Raw genomic sequence first — 18072 nt, 5'->3', positions numbered from 1 at the left:
CATGGCCTGGCTTATGATCGGTCTTGTCTGGCTGCTGGGGGCTGCCGTCCTCGTTGGTGCGGGGCGCTTCGCGCGGCTGTGGTCGCATGGCCGTCCCGCGCGGATAGACTGGACGCGGGGCCTGCTTGCGCTTCCCCGCCGTTACCTGGTCGATGTGCATCATGTGGTCGAACGGCGGCCTGGTGCTGGGCGCATGCACGTGCTGGCGGCGGGTGGCCTGCTGGGCAGTCTGGTGCTGGTCGCGCTCGCGCTGGTGCCGCCGCTGGGGCATAGCAGGTTCTACTGGGCGCTGGTGCTGCTGGTCTCGCTGGGTGGCCTGGTGGGGGCGGCGCTGGTACGGGCCCGGCGCGTGCCGGTCAGGCCGTCCTACCTGTCGGGTGGGATGTTCAACTGGCTGGCCCCTGTGCTTGCGGCGGTAACGGGGGCGATTTTCCTGCTGGCGGCCTGTCAGGTCGCCCTGCCGGCGGCCCTGCTGCAACAGGATATCACGGTATTTGCCACAGGGCTGCTGGCTGTGGGGGCGGTCGGGCTGCTGGCGGTGTTCCTGTCTGGGCCCATGCGGCATGCCTTTGCCGGGTCCACATGGCTGGTCACGCATTCACGGCCCGCGCGTTTTGGTGGCGGGCGCGATACGGCCCTGCGCCCGCTGGATCTGGACCAGCCGGTGCTGGGGGCGGTGACGCCGGGCGATTTTGCGTGGAACGTCCTGTCCAGTTTCGATGCCTGCATCCAGTGTGGCCGGTGCGAGGAGGCGTGTCCCGCCTTTGCCGCGGGCCAGCGGCTCAACCCCAAGGCCCTGATACAGGGTGTCGCGCGCGCGATGCATGATGATGGCTGGGCATCCTATACCGGCAGTCCCGCCCCCAATGCGCCGCCTGTTGGCGGCCATGGCGGCATGGACAGTCCGGTCGTGGGCGTGGAGGCCATGATCCACCCCGATACGCTGTGGGCCTGCACGACCTGCCGGGCCTGTGTCGAGGAATGTCCGATGATGATCGAGCATGTCGATACGGTCATCGACCTGCGGCGCGGACAGGCGCTCATGCATGGTGATGTCCGCCCCGGTGCGGCGCAGGCGCTGCGCCACATGCGTGACAGCGCCGAACCCGGCGGCAGGCCCCTGTCCGAACGGGCCGACGCCCTTGCCGCACTTGACGTGCCGGTACTGGGCGAGGGGGAGGAGACGGACATCCTGCTGTGGCTGGGGGAAGGGGCGTATGATCGCCGTTATGGCCGCTCGCTGCAGGCACTGGTCAGGCTCATGCAGCATGCGGGCCTGCGCTTCGCCATACTGGGCGCGGCGGAAACCGATAGCGGCGACCTGGCCCGCAGGCTGGGGGATGAGGCGACATTCCAGATGCTGGCGCGTGATGTCATCGCAACATTGGGCAGTCGCAGGTTCAGCCGTATTGTCACGGCGGATCCGCATTCGCTCCATGTACTGCGCAACGAATATCCCGCCCTGGGGGGGCAGTGGACCGTCATGCACCATACGGCGCTCCTGGATGAACTGGTGGGCAGTGGCAGGCTGACCCTGTCGGCGCGCGACCTGCCGCCGGTGGCGTGGCATGACCCGTGCTACCTGGCGCGCTATAACGGGGAAACCGAGGCACCGCGCCGTCTGCTCAGCGCGGCATGCAGCCGGACGGTGGAAATGGAACGCCATGGCACGCGGGCGATGTGCTGCGGCGGTGGCGGGGGCAACCCCGTAAGCGATGTGGATGCGCAGGAGCGTATTCCCGACCTGCGGATGGGACAGGCGCAGGATGCGGGTGCTCAGATCGTGGCGGTTGGCTGCCCCGGCTGCACCGCCATGCTGGAGGGGGTGACAGGCGCCCGGCCCGAGGTGCGTGACATTGCGGAACTCGTTCTTGATGCAATGGTGCGGCCATGAGTACGCGCAGGCGGCATGACCCGCGTGCCGAACGCCTGGGCCGCACGGTGGCGGGGCAGGAAGGGCGGGTGCGCCTGCTTCCCGCTGGCATGGCCGCGCCACAGGTTTCGCCTGCGGGCCGGATCCGCCGCGACCCCCGTGCGGAGCGCGCGCGGATGCTGGTCAATGACGGGTCGCGTCCGCGTATTGTCCGCGATGGCCGCGGGGGTGGCGGCGCGCCATCCACGGCCCGACGGGGCGGGGAGAAATCCGTCATCCGCGTGGATGACCCCAAATGCCTGATCATGGTCGTTCCGGACCTGCCTGATGGGCGTCTGGGGCGGCTGGACCGGCAGGTACTGGGGGCCGCCCGCATGCTGGCGGATGCCGGCGATGGTGCCGTCATGGCCTGCTGCCCGGCGGATATGGACCAGGCCCTGCAGCATGAACTGGGGCAGGCAGGCGTTGACCGGCTGCTGCCGCTGCCGCTGGCCGCCACCGACCCGGAACAGCGCACGCATGTGCTGTGTGAAGCCATGGCCGCGCTGTCGCCACGGCAGGTACTGTTTGGCGAAAGTCCGGATGGCAGCGATCTGGCACGCCGTGTGGCCGTTGCAACGGGGCGTTCCTTCATGGGTGATGTGGAATCGCTGAATGCCCGGCAGGCAATCCGGCCCTTCATGGCCCGGCGGCGGGAGATGGCGGCATCGGTCCTGCCGGGTATCCTTGCCCTCGCACCGGACCGCGTGGCGGCCTATGAGGGTACCACGCATGAAGCACGCCTGATGACGGTGGACATGCCGGAACCCCTTGCCACCCGGGACAACGGGAGCCGACTGCATGTCGCCCCCTCCCGGCCGGGAGATCCGGCCACGATGTCCCTGGCGGAAGCGCCTTTTGTCGTATCCGCGGGCAATGGTGTGACGGATTTTGATGCGTTCCGGCAGGTTGTTGCGGCCCTGTATGCCTCGCCCGGTGGCAGCCGCATGGTCTGTGATGCCGGCCTGCTGCCGCGTGAGATACAGGTGGGCGCATCGGGTACCGTGCTGGATGCGGTCTGTTACCTTGCCCTTGGCATATCCGGTGCCCCCCAGCACCTGCAGGGACTGGGGCGGGTGGAGCATGTTGTCGCGGTCAACACGGATCTGCATGCGGCCATGATCGGGCGGGCGGGGCTTGCAATCATTGCCGACGCCCAGCAGGTCATGCCCGCCCTGATGGATCTTCTGCATGGCGGGAAGGAAGCATAGGATGCGCGCGATTGTGCTGCTGTCGGCCGGGCTGGATAAGGTGTCCGGCCGCCCCGCCCCGGTGGCGGGAGAAATACGGGCGATCGGCATGGGGCTGAGCGTGGCGGACAGTCTGGCCGGTGTCCATGTCGGCGCGGTCACGGCACCGGGTATCAGGGAATATGGCGGATACGGGCTGGACCGGATTGTCACGCTGCAGGCGGGCGATGCGGACCCGGTCGATACGGTCGCGGCCTATATCCGTTCCGGTGCGGCCTTTGCCGATGGGCCGGTCGATCTGGTCCTGACCGCGCGGCGCGCATCGGGTGGTGAGGATAGCGGCCTGTTCCCCTATGCGCTGGCGCATGCGCTTGGCTGGCCGGTAGTAGCCGATATTGTCGGTATTGATGCGTCACGCGATACGCAGGTCCCTGATCTGCTGGAAGTGGAACAGGCCCTGCCCCGTGGTGTGCGCCGTCAGGTGCAGGTGCGGGGGCCATGCGTGCTGAGCGTGCATAACATGGCGCCCACCGTGCCGCCCTTCGCGTTTGCGCGCATGCGGGCGGCAACCGTGTGCGCGCAGGCGGTGGACGTTCCCGCCATGCCGCGTGCCGATACGGCAGACATGAACGTGCAGTCCCGCCCTTACCGTGTCCGTCCACGCCTGATACAGGCGCAGGCCACGATCGCGGGGGGGCAGGTCATGGTGGATCCGTCACCACAGGATGCCGCACAGGCGATCGTGGACCATCTGGTCATGCTGGGTGTGCTGTCCGTGAACCGGTAGCCCGGGCCCCTGCGGCATGGGTTCAATACAATCTCTGGAGAAAGAATATGGATGTAAGGGCAGCCGTTGCCTTTGAAGCAGGCAAACCGCTTGAAATCGAGACGGTACAGCTTGAAGGCCCGCGCGAGGGTGAAGTACTGGTCGAGATCAAGGCCACCGGCCTGTGCCATACGGACAAGTTCACCCTGTCCGGCGCCGACCCTGAGGGGCTTTTCCCCGCCATCCTGGGCCATGAGGGCGCGGGCGTGGTCGTGGAAGTGGGCCCGGGTGTGAAGCACCTGAAGCCCGGTGACCATGTGATCCCGCTCTATACGCCCGAATGCCGGGAGTGCAAGTCCTGCCTGTCGCGCAAGACCAACCTGTGCACGGCCATCCGTTCCACGCAGGGCAAGGGGCTCATGCCCGATGGCACGTCGCGCTTTTCGTTCAAGGGGCAGCCGATCCATCACTACATGGGCTGCTCCACGTTTGCCAACTACACGGTCCTGCCCGAGATCGCGCTGGCGAAGATCCGTCCCGACGCACCGTTTGACAAGGTGTTCTACATCGGCTGCGGCGTGACCACCGGCATCGGCGCCGTGCTGTTCAGCGCAAAGGTGGAGGCAGGCAGCACGGTGGCCGTGTTCGGTCTGGGCGGCATCGGGCTGAATGTCATCCAGGGGGCGAAGATGGTTGGCGCCGACCGGATCATCGGCGTGGACATCAACCCCGGGCGTGAGGCGATTGCCCGCAAGTTCGGCATGACCGATTTCGTCAACCCGAAGGACCTTGGCCCCAATGGCGACCTGGTCGGCCATCTGGTGGAAATGACCGGCGGCGGCGTCGACTATTCGTTCGAATGCGTGGGCAACCCCACGCTCATGCGCCAGGCGCTGGAATGCGCGCATCGTGGCTGGGGCGTGTCCACCGTGATCGGCGTGGCCGGGGCGGGTCAGGAAATCAGCACGCGGCCGTTCCAGCTTGTCACCGGGCGGCGCTGGATCGGTTCGGCCTTCGGTGGCGCGCGCGGGCGCACGGACGTGCCGCGCATCGTGGACTGGTTCATGGAAAACCGCATCGACATCAACAGTCTCATCACCCATAAGCTGCCGCTCGAGCGCATCAACGAAGGCTTCGACATGATGGCGAAGGGCGAGAGCATCCGCACCGTGGTCGAATTCTGATCCATGGGTGGGACAGGCCTGGCGCGGGCCTGTCCCCATGCTGGTTCCGGCAGGGGGCATGTTTCGGGCAGCCTGTTCCATCCATCGCTTCGTCATAATATAAAAATGCGGCTTCCACCCGGAAGCCGCCATGCCGTCATGCGCCCCTCTGTCGCCACCCCGTGCGCGCAGGTTACGCAGGGGCCGTGATTCCAGGCGATCGTACCTGCCGGACAGGATGACCGGTTCAGGGGAGGCGCCTGCCTGCCAGTGACAGAAATCCGTTTCCCGATAGAAGGCGAATCGGTTCCAGGTCTGCCCGCAGCCGATCCTGATACGGCACGGCGTATGGCCGTTCCCCTGATTGATGATTTTTTGGGCAGATTCCTTCCGCACCCCGCCACACAGGCCGGAGCATCAAGGCGTCAGGCCCGGTTCCGGCATCGTGCGGCATGTGTCCTGTATGCCTCTAACCCATTGTATTATTTTATATAATATCAAGAAGATCACGTATGGTCCTGCGCCATGGAATCAGGCGCCGGAACGGATATCGTGATTGAACGGACGTACAAAAAAGTTTCCGCCATGCCCGATCCGATGAGATGCCTTATGGCATGAAACGAAACAGAATCGTTATGAACTTCGGAATAATTCAAAAAAATGGCGGACCAGAACAAGGATAAAATGCGATTCCGCGATGAAGTCTGTGATGTCGCCACGATTTTGAACGAACGTTCAACGAAATCGGCCTCCATACCCAGATCGGGATTTTTCCTATGCGTCAGTCCTCTTCTTTACCCAGACCGGAAGATGAACGTCGGCTGAGTTTTGTAAATACGACACTCGATGTGCTTGCCCAGTATGGGTACGCGGGCACGACCTTTGCCCGCATTGCCGAGCATGCGAATGTGTCCCCCGGTCTTCTGGTCCATTATTTCGAGGACAAGAATTCACTGCTTGCGGCCGCCTTCCGGCATATCGCAGGCAACCTGCAGCACGAAGTCATCCGTAACCTGCGTGAGGCACGGACCCCGCGTGAGCGCGTGCAGGCCATTATAGAAAGCTGCCTTGGAACAAACCAGTTCCAGCCGCGCACGGGGGCGGTATGGCTGGCGTTCTGGGGGCAGGCGCCTTATGTACCCGCCCTGCAGCGTATCCAGCGTGTCTACCAGCAGCGCATGCTGTCCAACCTGCGGCATGCGCTTGGTGCGTACCTGCCACGGGCGCAGGCCGCGGTGCTGGCCCGTTCCATGTCGGCGCTGATTGACGGGACATGGCTGCGGGCCGCCCTGTCGGAATGGAAGGAAACCGACAGCCAGACGGCACGCCAGCAGGTGAATGTCTTTATCGACAGCCAGATCGCGGCGGTGAACGGCGCGGCCCCGCCCGTACCGGTCATATCGCCCGTTACACCCCCGGTCTGCCAGAGCTGGATCGATGGCCGGTATGTCAGTTCCAGCGGTGCGCGTTTCCCCACCATCAATCCCGCGACCGGTGCCGTGCTGGCGCAGGTGGAAAGTGCGGGCGAGACGGAAATCGCGCTTGCAATCGAAAGCGCGCGCAGGGGGCAGGCGGTCTGGGCCCGGATGACAGGAACGGAACGGGGGCGTGTCCTGCGCCGTGCGGCGGAACTGCTGCGTGAAAACAATGCGGAACTGGCCCATATCGAAACGCAGGATACAGGCAAGCCCATTGCCGAGACGAGTACCGTCGATATCCTGTCCGGCGCGGATGCCCTTGAATATTTCGGCTCGGTCGCCAGCACCATCAATGGCGAGGCCGTTGACCTGGGTGAGGAGGCGTTCGGCTACACCCGTCGTGAACCGCTGGGCATCACGGCCGGGATCGGGGCATGGAACTACCCCATACAGATTGCCTGCTGGAAATCCGCGCCAGCCCTGGCCTGTGGCAACGCCATGATTTTCAAGCCGGCGGAACTGACGCCGCTTACGGCGGTGAAGCTGGCCGAGATATACAGGCTGGCCGGCCTGCCCGATGGCGTGTTCAACGTGGTACAGGGTGCGCGCGATACAGGGCGCCTGCTGACGGCAGCACCGGAAATCCGCAAGATATCCCTGACAGGCGAAGTCGGGACCGGGCGTGCCGTCATGGCGGATGCGGCCCGCACCCTGAAATACGTGACGCTGGAACTGGGCGGCAAATCCCCGCTGATCATTTTTGATGACGCGGATATAGATAACGCTGTGTCCGCGGCATTGCTGGCGAACTTCTATTCCGCGGGCGAAGTCTGCTCCAACGGCACCCGGGTCTTTGTACACAGGGATATCCGTGAGCGTTTCCTGACCGCGCTGAAGGCGCGGGTGGAGCGCATGCGCATCGGTGATCCCCTGTTGCCGGAAACGGATGTCGGCAGCCTGATCTCGCAGGACCACATGCACAAGGTCCTGTCCTATATCGACGTGGGGCGCGCGGAAGGGGCGACACTCCTGGTGGGTGGCGGCCGGGCCACCACGGGGGACCTTGCCCATGGTGCCTTTGTCGAACCGACAATCTTCGTGAATTGTCGTGATGACATGCGCATCGTGCGTGAGGAGATATTTGGCCCTGTCATGGCCGTGCTCGACTTTACTGACGAAGATGACGTCGTGCAGCGTGCCAACGCCACGGAATTCGGCCTGGCGGCGGGTGTGTTCACGTCCGACCTTGCGCGGGCGCACCGGGTTGTCGCACGGCTGGAAGCGGGCACGTGCTGGATCAACCAGTACAACATAACGCCCATCGAACTCCCCTTTGGTGGATACAAGCAGTCCGGGCTGGGGCGTGAAAACAGCCGGGCGGTGCTGGAACATTATACGCAGGTAAAGAGCGTTTATGTCGCGCTGGGCAATGTTGAAGCACCGTACTGAGTGCAACGGAAAGACGTGGTCATGACCGAATTCGATTACATCATAGTTGGCGCCGGTTCCGCCGGCTGCGTCCTGGCCGACCGCCTGACGGAAAGCGGTGAGCATACTGCCCTTCTGCTGGAATTTGGCGGCAGTGACCGTTCCATCATCGTCCAGATGCCCACCGCGCTGGCCATGCCCATGCACAGCAGGCGGTTCAACTGGTTTTATGAAAGCGAACCGGAACCCCATCTGGGCGGTCGGCGCCTGCATGCCCCCCGTGGCAAGGGGCTGGGCGGGTCATCTTCCATCAATGGCATGGTGTATGTGCGCGGCAATGCGCTGGATTTCCAGAACTGGGAGGAAAGTGGCGCAAGCGGATGGGGGTATCGCAACGTGCTGCCCTATTTCCGCCGTGCCGAATCCTGCCATGAAGGGAGCGACCAGTACCGTGGCCGGCATGGACCGCTCCATACCCAGTACGGCACGGTGGACAACCCCCTGCATGCCGCCTGGCTGAAGGCGGGGGAGCAGGCGGGCTATGTCCGCACGGACGATTACAACGGCTTCCGGCAGGAAGGTTTCGACAAGATGAGCATGACCGTGAAGAACGGTCGTCGCTGGAACACGGCCAATGCCTATCTGCGTCCGGCGCTGTCGCGCAGGAACCTGGAACTGCGGATGCATGCCCGTGTCACCCGCATCCTGTTCGAAGGGCGGCGGGCGGTCGGTGTCGTTTACCGGCGGCACGGAACGGAACATACGGTACGCGCGCGCCGGGAAGTCATCCTGTGCGGCGGGTCGATCAATTCCCCGCAGTTGCTGAAGCTTTCAGGCATTGGACCGGCGGAGGAACTGCGTTCGCACGGTATCGAGGTGATTGCGGACCGCCCCGGCGTGGGGGAAAACCTGCAGGACCATCTGGAATTCTATTTCCAGGTTGAATGCAAGCAGCCCATCACCCTTTATTCCGCCATGAATCCCGTGTCCAAGGCGGCCATCGGACTGCGCTGGCTGTTGCGCAAGGACGGGCTGGGCGCGACCAACCATTTTGAAAGCTGTGCTTTCATCCGCAGCCGGGCCGGAATTCCCTATCCTGATATCCAGTTCCATTTCCTGCCGCTGGCGGTCACGTATGACGGGAAAGGACTGGCCAGCGGGCATGGCTATCAGGCGCATGTCGGGCCGATGCGCTCGAAAAGCCGGGGATGGGTGCGGCTGCGTTCTCCTGACCCGGCAGACAAGCCACGCATCTTCTTCAATTACATGAGCCACCCGGATGACTGGACGGAAATGCGTGCCTGTGTGCGCCTGACGCGGGAGATTTTTTCCCAGGAGGCGTTCGCGCCCTTCCGCGGAAAGGAGATCCAGCCCGGTCAGGATTGCGTTACCGATGAACAGATAGATGCCTTTGTGCGTGATAAGGTGGAAAGCGCGCTGCATCCTTCGTGCACCTGCAAGATGGGGCGGGTTGATGACCCCATGGCCGTGGTGGACAGTGAAACCAGGGTGATCGGGTTTGAGGGGCTGCGGGTCGTGGATTCCTCTATCATGCCGCAGGTCACGAACGGGAACCTGAACGCACCGACGGTCATGATAGGGGAAAAGGCGGCCGACCATATCCTGGGCCGCCCGCTTCTGGCCGCATCGAATGCGCCGTTCTATCAGGCGCCCGACTGGATGACGCACCAGCGCTAGCAGGGCGGTCCCCTCTGGCGGGCCCGCCCTGCCGGATAACGGATGATGTCCGTGCGTGTTAAATTCATGACGATTAAAGGAAAGGCCGAACGCGACATGTTCCATAACCTTAACGATACGGTATCGGAATAAACCGTCGGTTGTCGTTTTGTGATCAACCTGAGCAGGGGTAAGAATCATGCGTTTCAAACCTGACAGTTCCATGCCAACCCCACGCCTGCGGGTGGGTATCATCCTTGCCGGAAACTTCACGCTTTCTGCTTTTTCCCTGTTTGTCGACCATCTGCGCCTGGCAGCGGACAAGGATGACAACAGCCGCCCCATTTTGTGCCAGTGGACCATCATGAACAGCCGGTCCGAGCCGGTCAGGTCCAGCTGTGACATTCCCATCAGCCGTCATTCCGACTTCCGTAATCCGGCCGAATTCGACTGCATCGTGGTGGTGGGCGGCCTGCTGCATGGACGGCGTCAGGTTGACGATACAACCCTGGACTATCTGCGTCGCGCCGCCAGTGTGGGTGTTTCGCTTATCGGCATCTGCACGGGTGTATTCGTCCTGTCCCGTGCCAAGGTCATGCAGGATCGGGCCAGTTGTGTCAGCTGGTACCACAGGCAGGATTTCGTGGAAGAATTTCCCGAACAGGAAGTGGTCAGCGACCGGATGTACCTGGTGGACCGTGACCGCATCACCTGTTCGGGCGGTGGGGGCGCCGCCGACATGGCCCTGCACCTGATTGAACAGTACCTTGGCCGACAGGTTGCCAAGAAGGCCAGCCATGTCCTGCTGCTTGATCGCCCGGCCAAGAGCAATACCCCGTTATTGCAGCCTTATCCCCCGCTGATTGATGAAATAAATCATATCACGGATTCCCGGATCCGGCGCGCTGTGCTGGAGATGGAACAGAATATGAACGAGCCGATTCCCATCAGTCGGCTGGCGCTCTATCTGGGCATTTCATCGCGCCAGCTTGAACGCCTGTTCCACACGACGCTGGGCATGAAGCCAAGCGATTTCTACCGTCTGATCAGGCTGCGTTACGCGCGTTCCATGCTCCAGCAGGGTGAACTGTCCGTGACCGAGATTGCGGTGGAGACGGGGTTTTCGGATTGCGCACATTTTTCCCGTCATTTCAAAGCCATGTTCGGGCAAAGCCCGAGCGAGGTCAGGGCCGCGAAACGACAGGGCCGCGATGGTGACATGCCCGTGATGCCGCATCGTTCGCTTATGGAACGTGTTGGCGTGCGCCTGTTTGAGGAACTCTAGAGCAGACCCAGTTTGAATGGGCATATTCAAGCCGGTGAAGATGCGCGATAAACAATGAGTTAGAGCAATTCCACTGAGCCAGAGTTCAGTGGAATTGCTTTAGACCCGGACCGTTGTCCGGAAAGCTGCCCGTACCGGTTGTGCGGCCCGTGGCGGGTTACCGGCCAGCCGGATTGTGCACCACGCCTTTTTTTGGAAAGGGGCAGCATGGTCCTGAAATCAGGCAGATGCTGTCCTGATCCGGGGTGGCTTTCCATGGGCTGGCGTCTTTACGGCAACAGACCTTTTTCCGCTTCTTTGGCGTCCCCCATTCCTGCAAAGTCATCGCTTCGCGGGGATGGGGTATTGCATTCCACTGGAATCCTGTCTGGCCGCGTCAGTCCATGGGTGCAACCTATTTCAATGACACGATTTATGATCGGTCACGCGCGTGATTGACAGGCCATGTGCCGGCGCGGAAATGAGGGCTCTGTTCTGGGCAGGAATGTCTGATTGTAACTGTTCCCGTAACAAATTCAAATGTATAAACCATGTACATGTACAAATAATATTTTTATAATTATGAACTGTTACATGAAATGTCGTTAAAATTCAAAAAAATGTCCGCAATAAACAAAGGCCAATCTATATTTTGTTAGATACTTTCCAAACGCAGTCAACAGAAATCAGCCCTGAACAGTTATTGCATTTATTGCAGTCATGGTCGAAATTTCAAGGCCGGTAAAAGTAAAAAATAGACTGAATTTTGCGTAAATTCCTTCACGGAAACGATTTTCAAAACAGAATGCAAAAATAAAAACAAATATATCGTGTTGATGTGTTGTGTTTTTTTGCCCGGTAAAAATAAGATAAATCGTTATTTTCCATTATTAAAATATAAATATGACGTATTCTCTAAATATAGAGGAAAATGGGAAATGTATCTATCGAAATCATTACCAAAATTCCTGGTTACGTCTGCCGCCTATTTTTTACTGATTCCCATGCTGCCCGCCCTGTCCCAGACAGTTTCCCGACATGTTGCTTCCGGCAATGGCAGTAACGGTGGCAGTCGCGCCAGATCCACGGGGGCGAAGCCGGTTGCAGCCACCCCCACCCCGGCCCGTGCCCGTGCCGCCCCGGAGACGATTTCCGTCTCGGTGGGGCGGACCGTGTCCCATGGTGCCGTCCGGTCCATGGGGCGTGCGGTCATGGACCAGTTCGTGCAGGGCAGCAGTCCGATGATGATGCTGTCGCGCACGCCTGGCATAAACTTCGTATCGGATGACCCGCTGGGCGTTGATACATGGGGTTCCAGCCTGTACATGCGCGGGTTCGAGCAGAACCAGCTGGGCGTGACACTGGATGGCGTGCCACTGGGTGCACAGGATTATTATACATATAATGGCCAGACCATAAACTTCGCCATCCTGTCGGACAATATAGAACGCATGGATGTATCGGAAGGCGGCGGGGATGTGGCGGTACCGTCGACCACCAACCTTGGCGGTTCCATCAATATCTATTCTTCCGACCCGAAGGATAAATTCGGCGGCAAGGTCGCGCAGATGTTTGGCAGCCATGATGCCTTCCGCACCTATGTGCGTGTCGATAGCGGCAGGCTGAACGCGTCGGGTACCAAGTTCATGGTCGCCTATGCCCGTTCTGATGGCAACAAGTGGAAGGGCCCGGGGGAACAGTTCGACCAGCAGGTCAATTTCAAGCTCGTGCAGCCGATCGGCCAGGAAAGCAGCCTGAAGGTCTTTTTCAACTGGAATGATGCGACCCAGTTCAACTATGCGGACCAGTCACTGAGCATGATCCGTCAGCTGGGATACAGGAATGATTACCTGTATCCGAATTATGCGCAGGCCTATGCCGCAGCCCAGGGGCACTTCACCGGTGCCCTGGCCAACTTTTCAGATGCCGAGGATGTTTCATACTATGATGGCATCACCCATGCCTCGGACTATCTGGGCGGGCTGAACCTCAATCTTGTCCTGACAAAGCATCTGGAGTGGGATTCCGTCGTCTACGGCCAGGCTGAAAATCACTGGGGAACATGGACAACCCCCTATACCTCTTCCCCCAACGGCTCCCCGCTATCCGAGCAGGTCGATATTGCCGGTAACCAGAAATATGGTTTTACAAGCACATTCAAATACCGGATCAGGCACCATACGATCGAAGCGGGTGTCTGGTACGAAAATAACCAGTACTCCATAAACCAGTACCTGTATTCTGAACCTGTTCTTGGCCAAGGCGCGCCGATCAATGCCGCATCGGGGAATTTTGGCACCCCGTTCCAGGAAAACTGGGGAGAAACCTTCAACACGAATACCTTCCAGTTCCATCTGGAGGACCGCTACAGGGTGCTCCCCAACCTGACCCTGCAGGCCGGTTTCCGGTCATTGCTGGTCACGACCACGGGTGGCGCAACAGCGAATGATGCCGAGTATAATGGCCAGACGGACCTGCCGCGTGGCAGCCTGACAAGTGCCAAGGCATTCCTGCCCCATATCAACGCCACATGGCGCTTCCTGCCCGGGCATGAACTGTATTTTGATATTACGCGCAACATGAAAGCCTATGGCTATGGCGGCTATCAGCTCGGTTCACCCTGGGGTGTGTCCAACCAGACAACCTTTGACCAGCTGAAGAAGACAATCCAGCCCGAAACGGCATGGGTCTATAATGTGGGATATCGCTATAACTCCGAACTCATAACCGGTTCACTCAGCGCCTATCATGCCGATTTTTCGAACCGCCTGCAGTCCCTGACCGGCGGGACAATCATCCAGCCCGTTTCCACTGTCGTGAATGTGGGCAGCGTGAGCATGTACGGTGTTGATGCCCTGCTGACCATCCGGCCCATCAAGCACCTGTCGTTTACCAACAGCATCAGCTACAATCATTCGACTTACGGCAACAATATTACATCCCAGGGTGTAACCTATGCCCTGCAGGGAAAGAAAGTCGTTGCGTACCCGCAGTTCATGTACAAGGCGAACCTGACCTATGACTTCCGTGGCGCGCAGTTCCATATTGATGCGAACTATATGTCAAAGCGCTACTTCAGCTACATGAATGATGAATCCGTTCCCGGTTACTGGATGACAAGCCTGGGGGCACGGTACAATTTCGGCGATTACGGACCGGTCAAGAACCTTACGATCAATTTCAACATCTACAACCTGGCCAATGTGCACTATATTTCCCAGATCGGGGAAAACGGGCTTCCGCTGACAGGGGATGATCAGTCGGCCCTTGTCGGGGCGCCACGCCAGTATTTTGGCACGATTTCCGCAAGCTTCTGAAGGATCAGTCCCGAAACGGACAACGCATGGATGGAAAACGGCAGGTACGCGGGGCCGCTTTTATTTTAAAAAGCCGCACAGCACAGGGGGGCTGCGTATCCACGCGACGCGGGCGCGGCATGTGGGCCGATGAAACCCTGCACCGTGCCGACTTGCCGCTATTTCCCGTCACGCCCCGCCTGTGGGGGGGGAGACCGGGCCAGCAGGGTCCGGCAGGCTGTCCGCCCTGATCAGGGGCTGGCCGCGTTCGGGTTCATGTCGGTCAGCCGAGGGGGCAAGCCCATATTCAGCGCCATAGGCGCGGCAGAAATTCGGCCGGCTGTCAAAACCGCAGATGGAAGCGATATCCGCGATAGGCAGCGATGTTTCCCGCAGCAGGCTGCGCGCCTTTGCCAGGCGCAGCTTGCGGTGATGGGTGGCGGGTCCCCAGCCGAAATGCCTGCGGAACTGGCGTTCAACATGGCGTGCGCAATAGCGGGTGGCGGTTTCCAGTTCTTCCGATGTCAGGCGCCGGTCACTGATACGTTCCATAAGCGTGAGGGCGCGGGCCAGGATGCGGCTGCCCGGGGCCGCCGTCGCCGGCGAGCGCAGGCGTTGTGGCGCGCCGGGCAGCCGGATGGTCGTATGGATGAACTGTTCGCTGACCCGGCGCGCCAGCGTTGCCCCGTGCAGGCGGGCGATGCGATGCAGCATGAAGTCAATGGACGCCGTGCCCCCCGCACAGGTAAAGATACGGTCATGATCTTCAAACAGTTCGCCTGATACGGCGATATCGGGAAAGGATTCCGTAAAGGCCGCGCTGGCTTCCCAATGCACGGTCACGCGCAGGTCATGCACCAGTCGCGCCTGGGCCAGGATGAAGGCCGCGGTATCCAGCCCCCCTATCGTTACATGCCGCGCGGCCAGGCGCCGTAACAGGCGGGGCAGGGCCGGGGTGCTGTATTTCAGCGGTTCGAATCCCGAACAGATGATCAGCCAGTCAATATCCGTATGCGCATCCAGCGCCGCGGCCGGCCTGATCTGCATGCCGTTCGATGCGGTAACGGGTTCCCCGTTTTCTGACAGCACGACCCATTCAAACAGGGTCCGTTCACCCAGCCTGTTGGTCACGCGCAGGGGTTCCGACGCGCACAGGAACCCCAGTGCGGAAAAACGCTGGATGAGAAGAAAGCCGATACGGACAGGTTGGACCATTGTCGATTATGCCGTTTTTCAGGACATGGATGGCGCATTGTAGGACACCATTCCGTAACGACAATGCTTAATCTTCAGTATCTGATCTGTGGATCCGCTAAAATCTGCTGGAGCGACATTGCATGAAATCCCGCCTTTTCATTACCTGTGCCGTCACCGGATCGGGTGACACGGTTTCCCGCCATCCCGATGTGCCCGTTACGCCAAAGCAGATCGCGGATGCCGCGATTTCAGCCGCGAAGGCAGGGGCCGCCATTGCGCATATCCATGTACGTGACCCCGAAACCGGGGCGGCGGCGCGCGATGTGAAACTGTATCGTGAAGTCGTGGAGCGCATCCGTGATGCCGATACGGATGTCATCATAAACCTGACCGCCGGGATGGGGGGCGATCTTGTCCTGCGCTCGGGTGAAACACCGCTGCCGCCCGATGCCGCGGGAACCGACATGGCAGGCCCGACCGAGCGTCTGGCCCATGTCGCGGAACTGCTGCCGGAAATCTGCACGCTGGATTGCGGAACCATGAACTTCGCGCTGGGTGACTACATCATGGTCAACACGCCTTCCATCCTGCGCGAAATGGCGCGGCAGGTGCAGGCGCTGGGGGTCCGCCCCGAACTGGAGGTGTTCGACACCGGGCATCTGGTGTTCGTCAAGCAGCTGATCAAGGAAGGCCTGCTGGATGATCCGGTGATGATCCAGCTGTGCATGGGCATCCCCTATGGCGCGCCCGATGATGTCCTGACCCTGACCTCCATGGTCAACCAGATGCCGCCGGGCGCGGTGTACAGCGCCTTCTCGCTTGGCCGCCATCAGCTGCCCTATGTCGGGCTTGCACCCATGATGGGCACCAACATCCGCGTGGGGCTGGAAGACAACCTGTACCTCTCCCGTGGAACATTTGCCTCCAATGCCGATCTGGTGGGGCGTGCGGCCACCATTCTGGAAGCGATGAATGTTTCCATCATGACCCCGCAGGAAACACGTGAACACCTCAAGCTGGTCAAGCGGGGCTGAACATGACGACAGGGAAAATGACGGACGGCCTGCCCGCGCGGGTTGCGATTGTTGGCGGTGGCGTGATCGGTGCCGGGTGGGCGGCGCGTTTTGTCCTTAACGGCGTGGATGTCGCCTTTTTTGATCCAAGCCCCACGGCGGCACAGCGCGCCGGTGCCATACTGGAGATGGCGCGCGCGGCCTGGGCACGGCTGTTTCCCGCTGCCACCACTGCCGAAGGGCGGATGACCTTTCATGCAACACTGGACGAAGCGCTTGAGGGCGCGACCTTCGTGCAGGAAAGCCTGCCGGAAAACGAGGAACTGAAGCGCACCGTACTGGCACGGATCGATGCCGCGCTACCGGCTGACGTGGTGATCGGGTCTTCCACTTCCGGCCTGCTGCCGACGCGGCTGCAGGCCGGGCTGCGCCACCCCGAACGGCTGGTGGTGGGCCATCCGTTCAACCCCGTCTATCTGCTGCCGCTGGTGGAAGTCTGTGGCGGGGAGAGGACAACACCGGAAACAAAGGAAAAGGCCGCCGCGATCTACCGCCGCATCGGGATGCAGGTCCTGGATGTACGCAAGGAAATTGACGGCTTCATCGCCGACCGCCTGCTGGAAGCCGTCTGGCGCGAAGGGCTGTGGCTGATCGAGGAAGGTGTTGCCACCACATCGGAACTGGATGACGCCATCCGGTACGGTGCTGGCCTGCGCTGGGCGTTCATGGGAACGTTCCTGACCTATCGCCTGGCGGGGGGGGATGCGGGGATGCATCATTTCCTCAAGCAGTTCGGGCCCGCACTCAAGCTGCCCTGGACCAAGCTGGTCGCCCCGGAACTGACGGATGAACTGGTCGAGCGTATTGCCACCCAGTCGGATGAACAGGCGCAGGGGGTTCCGGTCCGCGATCTGGAAGTGTTGCGTGATGATGCGCTGGTGCGGATCATGCAGGCGCTGTCCCATGTGGGTACGGATGGATACGCGGCGGGCCGCACCCTGAATGATTTCCGCAAGGTACGCGCGCACGCGGCCGGGGCGGACGTGCCGGCGGATGGCAGGCTCATCACTCATCGCTGCACCGTCGTGCCGGAATGGATCGATTATAACGGCCATATGACCGAGCATCGTTACCTGCAGGTTTTCGGGGATGCAACGGACGGCCTGCTGGCCATGATTGGTGCCGATGGGGATTATGTGGCGTCAGGCTACAGTTTCTATACGGTTGAAAGCCATCTGCGCCATCTCGGGCAGGGTTATGAGGGGATGAAGCTGGAGGTCCAGACGCGTATCCTCGATTTCGACGCCAAGCGGCTGCACATCTTCCACCAGATTATGGATGCCGCGACAGGCGAGGTCCTGGCAACGGCGGAACAGATGCTGATGCATGTCGATGCGGAAAAGGGCAAGACCTGTCCCGCGCCGGAAACCATTCTGGAGATTGTGCGGAAAATTCACGCGGCTGAGGACAATGCCGAAAAACCGCAGGGTGCAGGCAGTTCCATCATGATCCGGCGCAAGCCGACCTGAATGGCGCAGGCGGACAGGCGGCCCGGACACGGGCTGCCTGTATCCGCTGTTTCCTGTTCCCTCCCTTGCGGGCGTGCCGGAGCAGTCTGCCTTTGGGGTATCGGGTAAATTACAGGGACGCTTCCGGTAAGGGTTTTTTCAAAAGCTTCAGGAAATGCTGCCTTCTGAAAGAAATCCGTTATCTGAAGGATTTTGTCATGTTCAGAATACGCTCTTAAC

General features: G+C 60.9%; 11 protein-coding genes. 10 read left to right on the top strand and 1 reads right to left on the bottom strand.

The genetic code is table 11. The annotated features are described in order from the left end of the window. Position 1 precedes the first annotated feature (1 nt). The 8 genes from LDL32_RS10890 to LDL32_RS10855 all read left to right on the top strand — a co-directional run bounded on the left by LDL32_RS10890 (position 2) and on the right by LDL32_RS10855 (position 14135). Entirely contained in the window at positions 2 to 1894 is a 1893-nt protein-coding gene (locus LDL32_RS10890) for a DUF3483 domain-containing protein (RefSeq protein WP_233066800.1), read from the top strand. After that, positions 1891 to 3123 carry an electron transfer flavoprotein subunit alpha/FixB family protein gene (locus LDL32_RS10885; protein ID WP_233066798.1) on the top strand — a complete coding sequence of 411 codons (1233 nt, stop codon included), beginning with the start codon at positions 1891 to 1893 and terminating at the stop codon, positions 3121 to 3123. Before LDL32_RS10890 ends, LDL32_RS10885 begins: the two co-directional genes overlap by 4 nt. A gap of 1 nt (position 3124) precedes the next feature. Beyond that, the gene (locus LDL32_RS10880) at positions 3125 to 3889 is read left to right on the top strand and encodes an electron transfer flavoprotein subunit beta (protein WP_233066795.1); all 765 of its coding nucleotides are present in this window, start codon (positions 3125 to 3127) and stop codon (positions 3887 to 3889) included. A gap of 47 nt (positions 3890 to 3936) precedes the next feature. Next, positions 3937 to 5052 (top strand): S-(hydroxymethyl)glutathione dehydrogenase/class III alcohol dehydrogenase, encoded by a 1116-nt coding sequence (locus LDL32_RS10875; RefSeq protein ID WP_233064810.1) that lies wholly within the window; start codon positions 3937 to 3939, stop codon positions 5050 to 5052. A gap of 755 nt (positions 5053 to 5807) precedes the next feature. Then, positions 5808 to 7898, top strand: coding sequence for a betaine-aldehyde dehydrogenase (gene betB / locus LDL32_RS10870; protein ID WP_233066792.1), 2091 nt, complete (start codon positions 5808 to 5810; stop codon positions 7896 to 7898). 21 nt (positions 7899 to 7919) lie between these two features. Continuing rightward, positions 7920 to 9575, top strand: coding sequence for a choline dehydrogenase (gene betA / locus LDL32_RS10865; protein ID WP_233066790.1), 1656 nt, complete (start codon positions 7920 to 7922; stop codon positions 9573 to 9575). A 178-nt stretch (positions 9576 to 9753) separates the two neighbouring features. Further along, complete coding sequence (locus LDL32_RS10860) at positions 9754 to 10839, top strand: GlxA family transcriptional regulator (protein ID WP_233066787.1); 1086 nt, start codon at positions 9754 to 9756, stop codon at positions 10837 to 10839. Positions 10840 to 11822: 983 nt separating this feature from the next. Beyond that, positions 11823 to 14135 carry a TonB-dependent receptor gene (locus LDL32_RS10855; RefSeq protein WP_233066784.1) on the top strand — a complete coding sequence of 771 codons (2313 nt, stop codon included), beginning with the start codon at positions 11823 to 11825 and terminating at the stop codon, positions 14133 to 14135. Positions 14136 to 14303: 168 nt separating this feature from the next. On the opposite strand, the gene LDL32_RS10850 is transcribed toward LDL32_RS10855, so the two are convergent. Then, positions 14304 to 15329 carry a GlxA family transcriptional regulator gene (locus tag LDL32_RS10850; protein ID WP_233066781.1) on the bottom strand — a complete coding sequence of 342 codons (1026 nt, stop codon included), beginning with the start codon at positions 15327 to 15329 and terminating at the stop codon, positions 14304 to 14306. A gap of 122 nt (positions 15330 to 15451) precedes the next feature. On the opposite strand from LDL32_RS10850, the gene LDL32_RS10845 reads away from it, so the two are divergent. Together LDL32_RS10845 and LDL32_RS10840 are read left to right on the top strand one after the other, a co-directional pair. After that, on the top strand, positions 15452 to 16345 hold the full coding sequence (locus tag LDL32_RS10845; protein WP_233066778.1) for a 3-keto-5-aminohexanoate cleavage protein: 894 nt from the start codon (positions 15452 to 15454) through the stop codon (positions 16343 to 16345). A gap of 2 nt (positions 16346 to 16347) precedes the next feature. Then, the gene (locus tag LDL32_RS10840) at positions 16348 to 17853 is read left to right on the top strand and encodes a carnitine 3-dehydrogenase (RefSeq protein ID WP_233066776.1); all 1506 of its coding nucleotides are present in this window, start codon (positions 16348 to 16350) and stop codon (positions 17851 to 17853) included. Positions 17854 to 18072: the final 219 nt, after the last annotated feature.

This window comes from Komagataeibacter sp. FNDCF1, assembly GCF_021295335.1.
Taxonomy (GTDB): domain Bacteria; phylum Pseudomonadota; class Alphaproteobacteria; order Acetobacterales; family Acetobacteraceae; genus Komagataeibacter.
The sequence above is the reverse complement of the archived record's forward strand: the minus strand, read 5'-3'. Positions and strand labels throughout refer to the sequence as shown.